The organism is Aminivibrio sp., assembly GCF_016756745.1.
Lineage (GTDB): Bacteria > Synergistota > Synergistia > Synergistales > Aminobacteriaceae > Aminivibrio.
This window is the reverse complement of record NZ_JAESIH010000021.1, coordinates 25,336-36,924: the sequence shown is the minus strand read 5'-3', so window position 1 is coordinate 36,924 and position 11,589 is coordinate 25,336. Positions and strand designations below refer to the sequence as shown.

The window sequence follows — 11,589 nt, the reverse complement described above, 5'->3', positions numbered from 1 at the left end:
TTCGCAAGCGTTTTCTGGCGGTTCATCGGTCTTCATCTCCCCGTATGGTCTGGAGTAAGAAACAGTTCCCATAGCGCTATTTTACAGGGTTGCAGGGCAATTTGCCCGAGACTTTTTCAGAGGTTCCTTAACCTTATGAATCGAACGTAGTTTTATTGTTTACATACACATCAGGAGGGATAGCATGTCGGTTCACTGCGGATGCGGTTGTGAAGGCGGGGCTCCAAAGATTATCTTTTGCTGTGCGGGTGCTGCTGATATCGGGGCCACCGCCTACGGGGCCGCCCGGAAACTCACTGAAGAAGGATACGGCAGCCTTGCGTGCCTGGCCCTGGTGGGTGCCGGGTCCGAAGGGCTGATACTGTCCGCCCGGTTTGCGGGCAAGGTTCTTGCCATGGATGGCTGCCCTCTGGACTGTACCAGGAAAATGCTCGAAAAAGCGGGAATTGAGAATTTCGAGCATTTCCGTCTTACTGACGTGGGGATGAAAAAAGGGGAGTGTCCGCCGACCGAAGAGAACATAGAAAAGGCTGCCGCCGAAGGCAGAACTCTTCTCGCAGCAGGAAAGTAGGGAGGTGTTCCACCTGAACCGGCTTTTCGCCGGCACGAAAGAGTTTGTTGTGATCAACGGGAAAATCTTTTTTTCATGACTGAAAAATATATGGTGATCAACATCCTGAGAAAACCTGGCGTTGAGTAAGAAAGTCAGAAAAGACTATCTTCTTGTTTTTTTGATTCTATGTGGTAATATTGCCACGTTGGGGGTGGGTAAATGAATAAACTGGTCGACTTACAGCAAAAAAAGGCGGCTATTCTGAAGGGAATTGCCCATCCCGTCAGGCTTTGTGTAGTTGAAGCTCTGGCGAAGCGGGAAATGTGCGTCTGCGAAATTGCGGAAATGTTTCATTTCGACCGAACCACCATAAGCAAGCATCTCGCCCTGATGAAGAACCTTGGAATACTGGACAGCCGTAAGGAAGGCCTCAACGTCTGGTACAGCCTTCGTATCCGGTGTCTTGCCTCCCTTCTTTCCTGCGTGGAGAAAGTGGTGCAGGGGCAGAATGTGGATATGGTTTTTTCCTCATGCGGGTGCGGTTCATTTCTTCAAGACGAAAATCGGGAGGAGGAAAAAAGAATATGAAAATCCAGATTCTGGGCACAGGATGCCCCAAGTGCAAGAAGCTCACTGAACTTGCCGACCAGGCAGCGAAGGAGCTTTCCCTGGACTATGTCATCGAAAAGGTGACCGAGATCCCCCGCATCATGGAATTCGGCGTCATGACCACTCCGGCTCTTGCCGTGGACGGCAGGGTTCTTTCTGCAGGCCATGTGCCTTCCTATGACAAAGTGAAAGAACTCCTGGAGAAGGCGAAGGGGTAAAGTTTTGAATACGTCCCCCCGTCTTCGGCGGGGGGGATTTTTTTCGGAATTTATGTGCTAAAAAAGCCATATAGCAGACAATATAGAAAACGGAGTTGATGGAAATGAGTGACCGCAAGAAATTTTTCTGGATTGCAGCGTTCTTCCTGACCTTTTACTTCCTCCCCGAGGGGAATGAACGGGTGATCGCGGGTCTTACGGAATCGGTGGCCATGATGGCCGACTACGCCCGCGAACATGTGCTTCTCTGTCTTGTTCCCGCATTTTTCATCGCCGGAGCCATATCAGTGTTCGTGAGCCAACAGTCGGTGATGAAGTATCTGGGGGCAAAGGCGAAGAAATGGATCGCCTACTCCGTGGCCTCCGTCTCCGGGACGGTGCTCGCAGTGTGTTCCTGCACCGTGCTGCCACTCTTCGCAGGAATTTACATGCGGGGCGCCGGACTCGGCCCGGCGACGGCGTTTCTTTACTCCGGACCCGCCATCAATGTTCTTGCCATTGTCCTCACCGCCCGGGTGCTCGGCCTGGAGCTGGGCATCGCCAGGGCTGTGGGTGCGGTAATCTTCAGCGTGGTGATCGGCCTTCTCATGGCGGCCATCTTCGGCAAAGAGGAACAGGCCCGCCAGGAAGGGTTCGCCGAGCTCCCGGAGGAAGAGGGCGGTCGTCCTCTGTGGAAGACGGTTGTGTACATGGCGAGCATGGTGGTTTTTCTCGTCTTCGCAAACTGGGCGGCTCCGAAGACCTCCAGCGCATTCTGGGAAGGGGTTTACAACCTGAAGTGGGTGCTCTCAGGGGCAGGACTTGCCGCCACGGTGCTGTCAGCCTGGATGTGGTTCAGCCGAGACGAGCGGCAGGACTGGTACACCTCAACATGGGGATACGCCCTCCAGGTTATGCCCCTTCTTTTCGGCGGCGTTCTTGTGGCGGGCTTCCTCCTGGGCCGCCCCGGTCACGAGGCCCTCATCCCGAGCCGCTACGTGGCCATGCTCGTGGGAGGGAACTCCCTCGGGGCAAACTTCTTTGCCTCCATTTCCGGTGCGTTCATGTACTTCGCCACTCTCACCGAAGTGCCCATACTCCAGGGGCTTCTCGGCGCCGGCATGGGAAAGGGGCCTGCCCTGGCCCTGCTGCTTGCCGGTCCGGCCCTGTCCCTGCCAAGCATGCTCGTGATCAACAGTATACTCGGCCCCAGGAAGACGACGACGTATGTCGCGCTCGTGGTGATCCTTTCTACAGCTGCGGGCATGCTGTTCGGAGCATTCGCTTCGTGATCAGCAAGTGCTGTCAACTAAGGCTGCAAAGAAATTTGAGCTGCTGTTCCAGAAGAAAAGAAAGAAGGAGAGCGGATCGTGAATATCCACAATCACAAGGAAGAAACACAAGAAGAACATTCGGACCATAATCATGAACATGGTCACAATCATGTCCATGACCACGGACATTCCCATTCTCACGGGATTTCTGCCGGAACTTCCGAGGGAAGGCTGCTCCTGTCTCTTGTCCTGAACTTAACGATTACCCTAGCCGAAGTGGTTGGAGGAATTATGTCGAACAGCCTGGCCCTTCTTTCCGATGCGGTTCACAACCTTTCCGATACGTCGTCCCTCGGCATAAGCTGGCTGGCGAGGAGAATAGCCGCAAAGGAACGGACGCCGTCCCATTCCTTCGGATTCAAGAGGGCTGAAGTTCTTGCATCCCTAGTGAATACCGTCGCTCTTGTGGGAATCGGCCTGTTCCTGCTGGTGGAGGCAGGCAGAAAATTCTATCATCCCGAACCGGTTGTCGGAGGGGTCATGCTGGTGGTTGCGGTAATAGGACTCCTGGGCAATCTCTTTACTGCCTGGCTTCTTCACGGCGACTCCAAAGAAAGCCTGAATATCCGTTCGGCGTATCTGCACATCGTTATGGACACACTATCTTCGGTCGGAGTTATCGCCGCGGCCATTCTTATGATGCTGTTCGGGTGGTACTGGCTCGATCCGTTGCTCACACTCGTCGTCTCCCTTTACGTCCTCAGGGAATCCTGGCCGCTCCTGAAAACTTCGGTGCATATCCTCATGCAGGGTACGCCAGAAGGAATAGACGTAAAGAAAATAATCGCAGCGGTGGAAGAGAGAAACGATGTTATAGACATGCACCATGTGCATATCTGGACCACTGACGGAAAAGAGCTGTTTCTCGAAGCCCATGTAACGCTGTGTGATTCCATGAAAAACAGCACTGACGGCATGCTTGAGTCTATCTCCCGCCAAATACGGGACGTTTTTTCGATCTCCCACGTCACGCTGCAAATAGAATTCGGGGCATGCATCGGCGGTCGATGCTCGGGGAACGACTGATTCGAAGTATGATCAGGAGGGGGACTGCTGATGGAACTGAATGAGATAAGATCAATGGGGATTTCTCTGCGGCATGACCTTGGACTTGCTTCCTTCCCGGTAGGGGTTTCGTTTCTTCGGCAAAAGGAATCATCGGAAGGTGAAGTGCTTGAGAATCACCGATACTGTCAGGCTCTCATGGTGGCGCGACGGGGGAAAACGGTGCTTCTCGACGGACAGGGTATTTCTTGCCCTGCGGCTGCAAGGGCGTTCGGTTTTTCAAATCTGCCGGAAAAACTGGCTTCCGGAGAAGGGCTGGTCGGGTTCGGGATAGTGGGCTGTTCTGAAACAGGCAAAAAAATGTTTGAGAATATGCCTCGTTTTGAGGGAAGATCACTGTATGCCGTCGAGCTTGCCCCGCTGGAAAGAGTGTCGCGTATTCCTGATGTGGTGGTGGTGGAGGATGAGGTGGAACGTCTCATGTGGATAGCTCTTGCCGATTTGAATATCAAGGGCGGGGAGAGGGTCGGTTCCTCTACGGCGGTTCTCCAGGCCACGTGCGTGGACTCCACCATTTTGCCCTATTTTGAGAAACGGCTCAATCTTTCCTTCGGGTGTTATGGATGCCGGGATGCGACCGATATTCTTCCGGGAGAATCAGTACTCGGTTTTCCGGCGGAAATGCTTCCCGGAATAACCGGAGAGATTCAGCGCCTCTCCCGGAAGGCTATGCCTGCTTCGAGAGGGAAGAACGCCTATGCGCAGCTTCGGAAGATGGAAGAACGAAGTATCTGAAGTGTGATGTGGAGAGGAGGTTGCTCCATGCCCTGGATTGCAGGATATCCGAGAGAGAAAGTGAACTGGGGGCCGACGATCGACGGGGAAAAATGCGTAGGATGCGGGATGTGCCTCAACTGCGGGAAAAATGTATTCAGATGGCGCGACGGGAAGTCCTCGGTGGAGAATTTCTTCAACTGCCAGGTGGTGGGGTGTTCTACCTGTGCAAATCTCTGTCCGGCGAAGGCGATCACCTTCCCTGACCTCGAAGCGGTAAGAGCGCTTTATAAAAAAGAGGGAATCTGGGGTAAAGTAAGGGAAGAGATGATCAAAGAAGGTAAAATTACCGGCTGAAACGGCAAAAAACCAAAAGGCACAGGAATCCCCTTTGGGTTTCCTGTGCCTTTTTATGCGCTGGACTGGCATGGGAAAAGCTAAAATATTCCGTCGTTTCAGCCGGATTCTGGAAATAATCAAGGTGGGCGATTCTTTTCCGGGGTACAGGCAGGAGATTGTCAGGTTTGAAGGAGCCCTTTCATGACTCCTTCCCTGCATAAAAAAGGGTTTCTGCACAATTGCAGAAACCCCTGTGACTACATAATGGTGGGCGATACTGGGATCGAACCAGTGACCTCTTCCGTGTGAAGGAAATAATAGATTTTATTGGCTTTGCACCTACAAGGCATTGCGTTTATAAAATCAGTAAACATCAATGTTTGATAAAACTCCCCTGTTCCTTGTTGTATGTATTTGTACGGTGTGATATGATTTTTTTGGAGTCTGTTTGGAGTCTGAATTAGTGAAAAAGGAAGAGAGAAAATGGCTGTCGAAAAACTCACGAACACAAACGTGAAAAATTTTACCCCTAAAGAAAAACGATACACCGTTAGGGATTCTGAGATCCAGGGATTAATCTTGAGGGTAGAGCCGTCAGGTAAAAAGTTATTCTACCTTGATTACAGAACAAAGGTCACTGACAAGCGAAGCTCGCTTAAAATAGGGGATGCCTCTATTCTAACGGTCTCCCAGGCGCGGGAAGTTGCAAAAACAAAACTCGCTGACCTCATCAGGGGCATCCCTATCACAACCGGAAAAAAACCCGATGAAATAACCGTTGGGGAGATTTTTGAGTTATATAGAAAACAGGTTTTAGTTCACCATAAATCCACAAACGCGGAAAATTTTATTAGCCGAGATTTCGGTATTTTTTTCCCCAGAGCCTGCTCCACACTGACAGGAGAGGATCTAGCCACTTGGAGAAGCGAAGAGAAAAAGAAAGGGAAAAAAGCCAGCTCAATGAATCGAGCATCAAACGCTTTTTTGGCAATGGTCAGATGGGCTCGGGAAAACGATAAAATCGCTATCTGTCCCCTGATTCAAAAAAAGGTAAAAAAACTTCCTGAATCCGACTCAGTTGAAATTATACGATACTTGAGCCCTGATGAAAGAAACCGTCTACTAACCGTCCTTGACAAACGGGAAAAGCCCGGAGAACCGGACTACCTGAAAACAATCGTCTTGGTTGCTCTGAACACAGGCATCCGCAGAGGTGCTTTACTAAAGCTCCGGTGGGATGACATCGCCTTTGAAACGCGAACCATCCGGCTCCGCCGTGACACTGCAAAAGGCGACAAACAAAATTTTATACCGATGAACCCTATCGTTTTCCGAGTGCTCTCAGAGTGGAGGCAGTTTAGGCAAAGAACCGGACTGGGTGAATTTCTCTTCATCGGTCCCACCGGGAAATCAATGCATGATGTGCGGTCATCGTGGGAAAAGACAATACGTGATGCCGACATTGAGAATTTCCGCTGGCACGACCTCAGACACGATTTCGCGTCTCAACTGGTAATGGCAGGTGTTAGCATACTGACTATAAAAGAGTTGATGACGCATTCCCGGCTGGATCAAACGCTGAGATACGCCCACCTTGCCCCGGACCAGAAACAGGAGGCTGTTGACAAGCTCGAAAGCCTGTACTATTGAACAACACAATGGGGGCATAAAACGGGGCAGGGTAGAATATTCTCTTCCTGGGCAAAAGCGGGTGCGGGAAAACCCACCTCGCCACGACCCTTGGAATAGAAGCCTGCTGGAAGAACCTTCGGGTTCGGTTCACCACGTCCTGCAATCTCGTCAACGAACTCCTGGAAAGCCGGGGGGAGAAAACCCTTGCCCGGACTCTGGGCAAGTACACCTGGTACAACCTGTTCATAGTGGACGAACCGGGATATGTCCCATTTTCGAAGGAGGGATTCATTACCATTTACCTTTCTTTTTATTTATTGCAAACGCAACATTCTTCAAAAGCCCGTTGTGCCGTTTTGTAACACCACATCCGTCCCCCGCAACGTTTTTATTCCACATTTCGGAACACCAACGTTCAAGAAGCATAAAGGTTAAGGTTTTTGATGCTCGTAAGGCAAGGGTTTAGGAAACGGGAACAAAAGGTCCGAATTTTCTCAAAGACCTAAAAGGGGACGGAGAGAAAGTGTTGAACTCCATATTAGACAAGTTGGAATTTGCTACAGAAAATAGAGAGAATCAACAATGCAATTCTTCTCGCTGTGTTGTAAGATTATTTCTACTGATTTTCTTAACTCAATGAATACTAACCATGCTTCAAGGATGAAAAAGCCATTCTCATTAAAAAGAAATGAATGCATCGAGATTTAGAGAAATAAAACATTATCGAATAGACCCTAAATACTTCTCGAAACTGGAAATGAGTCAGTAATTTCTATTGATTATTCATAAAAATCGGTTTGTTATCCTGATTCGCAAAAATTCCTTTGGTCTTGCCCAACAGGAGTTAAGATAATCGAAGCTCGCCTAATTACTAAGAATGGGTTGGGATAAAAATGTCAGAAACAGTCAAACCTAATCATCGAGAACGTTTACGAGACCGTTTTTCCTCAGGGGAAGAATCTTCCCGCTCTGAAGAAGCCCTGCTTGAACTTCTACTGACTTATTCTATTCCCCGAGTAGATCTTCAGCCACTTGCGGCCCGTCTGCTGTCTCACTACGGCAGCCTCTCTTCTCTGTTGGAAGCTCCATATGATGATCTCTGCCAATTTAACGGCATTAAAGGCAATAGCGCTATCCTTATAAAGCTTGTGGATTGGATCCGTAAATATTATGGCACTTCTACACAAACGCCCAAGGAGAAACCAAGAATACCTGCTCAAGGGACGCTGTTCGATACTGATTCTCCTGAGATAGTTCCGACGCCGTCGTCACCCATGCCCATAAGAAAAACACGCACAGGTTTATTCGGAAAATCATTGCTCAAGGAGACTATCAAGATTCTGCCTGACCTTCCTGACAGCGATTCGCTGAACGAGATACGATCTTTTCTCAGAAGCTCTCTTCCTTTCAGTGCCGAACAAACAAGGCAGCGATATACCAACTACATCACGGGAAGAATGTTCCCGGAAGGGTACGCGGACGCTCCCCTGCGCCTGTTCGCCAAGGCCTTCCCGGATACCCGCGAGCTGCGGGAGGTCTGCTTCTACCGTTTTCTCCTCGCGGAACCGCTCCAGGCGGAGATCGTCGAGGAACTGCTCATCCCCAACCTTGGCACGGGCCGCCTGCACCGCGAGCACATCCGGAACCGCCTGACGGAGCAGTTTCCCGAGTCCAAGAGCATCACGGACTGCACCAAGGCCATCGTGGACGCCCTTGCGGCGGGCGGTGTCGCCAAGGCCGACCGGACGAAGCTCGCCTTCTCCTACCGGGAGATTCCGGCGGCGTCCTTCGCATTCGTACTCCACAGCGAGTTTCCGGAACCCGGCATGTACGACATCCGCAAGCTCGAAGAGAACCGCCTGATCCGCGCCATGCTCTGGAACCCGGAACGCCTTCCGCACGCACTGTACGGCCTGCGGAACAGCGGACTGATCAGCAAGGTCTCGGAGATCGACGCCGTCCGCCAGTTCACGACGAGGTACACGCTCGCGGAAGCGGTCGAACGGATCATCGGAGGAAAAACGTCATGAAGAGCACCGAGATCATCGAAGCGCTCCGCCAAAAGCTCGCGCTCCCCGGAGGAAGGCACCTGTACGGCGTTCTGAGCGGCTACGCCGCACTCGGCGCTTTTGCGGCGAAACTGCGACAGGCCAGGACCACGGACGGCATCCCTTTTCCCGGGCCCGTCAACGTCAACAGGGGCATCCTGGACGCGATACCGGACGATGAGTTCAGGGAGCTTGCCGAAAACGAGGCGAAGCGCCCCGAACCCACGGCAGCCCACGTGGCAAGGGCGTTCGAGCGGTTTCTGCGCGAACGCCTCGCCGGCGGAGGAATCCTGGTCCTCTCCAATCTGGAGATGCTCTTCGCCTACCAGATCGAACTGAACCTGCTGCGCAGCATGGCGGCGGACGAGCAGCGGATTCTGCTGCTGCTCCCCGGCCGGAGGTCGCGCGGACGGGTCGTCATGTTCCATGAAGCGAACGGGGGAGACTACACCCTGCCCACGAACCTGATAGCCGACAACCACCTCTGGGAGGTCAGAGAGTAGCCATGGCGAAGAAAAAAGAAGCGCAGTCCGGCAGCCTCTTCAAGGAAACAATCCCCGAAATGCCGGAGGGGTACTACTCAGGAGATCAACCGAACCCGAACCTGCGGGCCTTCGTGGAGCAGCATCTGCAGGAAAACCCCTACGATCCCGAGACGGACGACTACGACGCGCCGCCCTTCGACAAGGCCATAGAGACCACCAAGGCCACGGCCATCTACAACATGCACACCTACTGGTCGAAGAAGCCGCACGACGCCATCCGTCAGTACATCCGCCACTACACCAAACCGGGCGACCTGGTGCTCGACCCCTTCTGCGGCTCCGGCGGCACGGCGCTCGCTGCGCTGATGGAGGAGCGGAAGGCCATCGCCATCGACCGCTCCCCCGCGGCGACCTTCATCACCAAGAACTACTGCACGCCGGTGGACACCGACGAGCTGCAGCACGCCTTCGAGGAGCTGGAGCGCACGGTCAAGCCGGAGATAGACTGGCTGTACGAGACGCGATGCGACCGGTGCGGCGGCAAGGCGACGACGGCGTACACGGTGTACTCCCAGGTCTTCCGCTGCCCCCGCTGCTTCGAGAAAGTTCCGCTCTTCGACTGCGTCGAGGTCGAAGGGGAGACCGCAAAGGGGAAACCGAAGAAGATCAGCGCCTGCCCGCACTGCTTTCAGCGGGGCATCACGGAGGAGATCAGCACGCGCACGGAGAAGTTCGGCGCGATCCCCGTGATGGTGAGCTACCTCTGCGAGAACGGCTGCACACCGAAGCGGGGCGAGCGGCGGCATAACGACCCGGACGAGAAGAAGCGGGAGTACTTCGAGAAGTACGACCTCGGGAAGATCCGGGAGATCGAGGAGAGTGAGATTCCGTACTGGTATCCGAAAGACCGGATGATGCACGCGCCCAAAGAGCAGGAGTGTTGGGGCGTTAAATGGCGTGCGGGAACCAGCAATTTTCGAACTGTGGATGAACTCTTCACCAAGCGCAATCTGTGGGCGCTGGCGGCGATACGGAATACTATTGGTCGTAAAATCAAGCATTCCGATGAATTGTTTTTTGGTTTTGAAGCCATTCTTGTGAACCTCAGCAAGATGCAGGGATACTCAACTGATCCCCGGTTCCCAAACAATCTTTTTAAAGGCACATATTACATACCACAGACTGGACGGGAATATGCCGTTCTTCCATGGTATGCAGGTAAAATAACCAACCTTGCCAGAGGTTATCAAAAAATTCGAAATGACTCTAGCAGCTATACTAAGATTATAGTATCAACACAAGATGCATCAAAACAGTCGGGGATTGTATCAAATTCAATTGACTACATCTTCACCGATCCCCCCTATGCCGACAAAATCCAATACGGCGAACTCAACTTCATCTGGGAGGCGTGGCTCGGCTTCGATACGCACTGGCACGACGAGGAGATCATCGTCAACGAAGTGCGGGGCAAGACCGAGGAAGACTGGGCCGGAATGATGCGTCAGGCAATGGGAGAGTGCTACCGCGTGCTCAAACCCGGACGGTGCATTTCGCTGTGCTACCACGACACATCGGAGGGGACGTGGACTTTGGTGCAGGACATCATGGCGGAAGCAGGGTTCGTTGTCGAAAAAACAGACTCCGCGCTCTACATCGACACCTTGCAGAAGTCGTACAATCAGCTTAACGCTGATAAAGTAAACAAACGCGACCTCGTCATCAACTTCCGCAAGCCCAAGCCCGGCGAAGCAGCGGAGGCCATCCTCCTCACCGGGGACGAGGACAAGACGACCTTCGGCGAGAAGGTCCGCCGGATCGTCCGCGACTATCTCGGCGCGCACCCCGGCAGCACCAAGGACCGGATCTACGACGAGGTCGTGAGCCGGATGGTTCGCAAGGGGCAGATGGAGGCGCACGACTTCGACGAACTGCTCCGGAGCGCGGCGGAAGAGGTGAAGACCCCCGTGATGAAAACCCTCTTCGAGCCGGAGGAACCGAACCTCTTCGGCACGCACGAGATCGGCCGCTGGTACCTGAAGGAGACCGAACTGGTTCTTCACGACGACGCGGAAAACGCACGCGAGGAAGCGGCGGCCGAAAAGATCGGCGCGTTCCTCAAGGACTTTCTCGGGAAAAACCCCGGCGACGAGGGCGTGCACTACAGCAATCTCTTCGAGTTCTACATCTACGCGGTGACGGACAAGCCTCGCCGCCAATTGACCGATCTCCTGCCTGACTACTTCTACACGACCGAAAAGGGAACGTGGCGCCTTCCGGCCTCCGAAGAGGAGGAACGGGCCAAGCGCGACGCACGCGCCAGAGGGCTGGGAAGGCGGGTGAAGCGCTATCTCGCCCAGCTCGCTCAGGGGGCCGTCATCCCTGAACAGGAGCGCCCGAACGACGCGACGCTCGCGGAGTGGATACGCCACTGCAAGCGGGCCGGGCTCTACGAGCAGGGGAAGCTGCTGTTCGAGAAGGGCGGGCTGAACCCCGACGCGCTCTCCGAGGAGACCATGGTCAACGTCGAGGAGGACTATCAGGTGTGCGCGAGGATGCTGGCGCGCGAGGCAAGCGAGCCGAAGCGCCGCGGAAGGAAAACGGAGGAGTAAG

Annotated in this window: 12 protein-coding genes; all 12 read left to right on the top strand. The window is 53.4% G+C overall.

Annotation, left to right across the window (positions count from 1 at the left end; genetic code table 11):
* Positions 1-184: 184 nt before the first annotated feature.
* Positions 185-571, top strand: a complete 387-nt coding sequence (locus JMJ95_RS01585) for a putative zinc-binding protein (RefSeq protein WP_290681653.1) — start codon at positions 185-187, stop codon at positions 569-571.
* A gap of 201 nt (positions 572-772) precedes the next feature.
* Positions 773-1,141, top strand: a complete 369-nt coding sequence (locus JMJ95_RS01580; protein WP_290681650.1) for a helix-turn-helix transcriptional regulator — start codon at positions 773-775, stop codon at positions 1,139-1,141.
* On the top strand, positions 1,138-1,380 hold the full coding sequence (locus JMJ95_RS01575; RefSeq protein WP_290681647.1) for a thioredoxin family protein: 243 nt from the start codon (positions 1,138-1,140) through the stop codon (positions 1,378-1,380). Before JMJ95_RS01580 ends, JMJ95_RS01575 begins: the two co-directional genes overlap by 4 nt.
* Positions 1,381-1,484: 104 nt before the next feature.
* Positions 1,485-2,651 carry a permease gene (locus tag JMJ95_RS01570; RefSeq protein ID WP_290681644.1) on the top strand — a complete coding sequence of 389 codons (1,167 nt, stop codon included), beginning with the start codon at positions 1,485-1,487 and terminating at the stop codon, positions 2,649-2,651.
* Between the two features lie 258 nt (positions 2,652-2,909).
* Positions 2,910-3,719, top strand: coding sequence for a cation diffusion facilitator family transporter (locus JMJ95_RS01565; RefSeq protein WP_290681656.1), 810 nt, complete (start codon positions 2,910-2,912; stop codon positions 3,717-3,719).
* Between the two features lie 30 nt (positions 3,720-3,749).
* Positions 3,750-4,493, top strand: a complete 744-nt coding sequence (locus JMJ95_RS01560) for a DUF169 domain-containing protein (RefSeq protein WP_290681641.1) — start codon at positions 3,750-3,752, stop codon at positions 4,491-4,493.
* 27 nt (positions 4,494-4,520) lie between these two features.
* On the top strand, positions 4,521-4,829 hold the full coding sequence (locus JMJ95_RS01555; protein WP_290681638.1) for a ferredoxin family protein: 309 nt from the start codon (positions 4,521-4,523) through the stop codon (positions 4,827-4,829).
* A gap of 465 nt (positions 4,830-5,294) precedes the next feature.
* A complete protein-coding gene (locus JMJ95_RS01550; RefSeq protein ID WP_290681635.1) occupies positions 5,295-6,461 on the top strand; it encodes a site-specific integrase in 1,167 nt (388 codons plus the stop codon).
* A gap of 38 nt (positions 6,462-6,499) precedes the next feature.
* A complete protein-coding gene (locus tag JMJ95_RS13880; protein ID WP_367153732.1) occupies positions 6,500-6,805 on the top strand; it encodes an ATP-binding protein in 306 nt (101 codons plus the stop codon).
* Positions 6,806-7,759: 954 nt separating this feature from the next.
* Complete coding sequence (locus tag JMJ95_RS01545) at positions 7,760-8,473, top strand: hypothetical protein (protein ID WP_290681633.1); 714 nt, start codon at positions 7,760-7,762, stop codon at positions 8,471-8,473.
* Entirely contained in the window at positions 8,470-8,994 is a 525-nt protein-coding gene (locus JMJ95_RS01540) for a hypothetical protein (protein ID WP_290681630.1), read from the top strand. Before JMJ95_RS01545 ends, JMJ95_RS01540 begins: the two co-directional genes overlap by 4 nt.
* Positions 8,995-8,996: 2 nt before the next feature.
* Positions 8,997-11,588, top strand: a complete 2,592-nt coding sequence (locus tag JMJ95_RS01535) for a DNA methyltransferase (RefSeq protein ID WP_290681627.1) — start codon at positions 8,997-8,999, stop codon at positions 11,586-11,588.
* The last annotated feature ends 1 nt before the right edge of the window (position 11,589 follow it).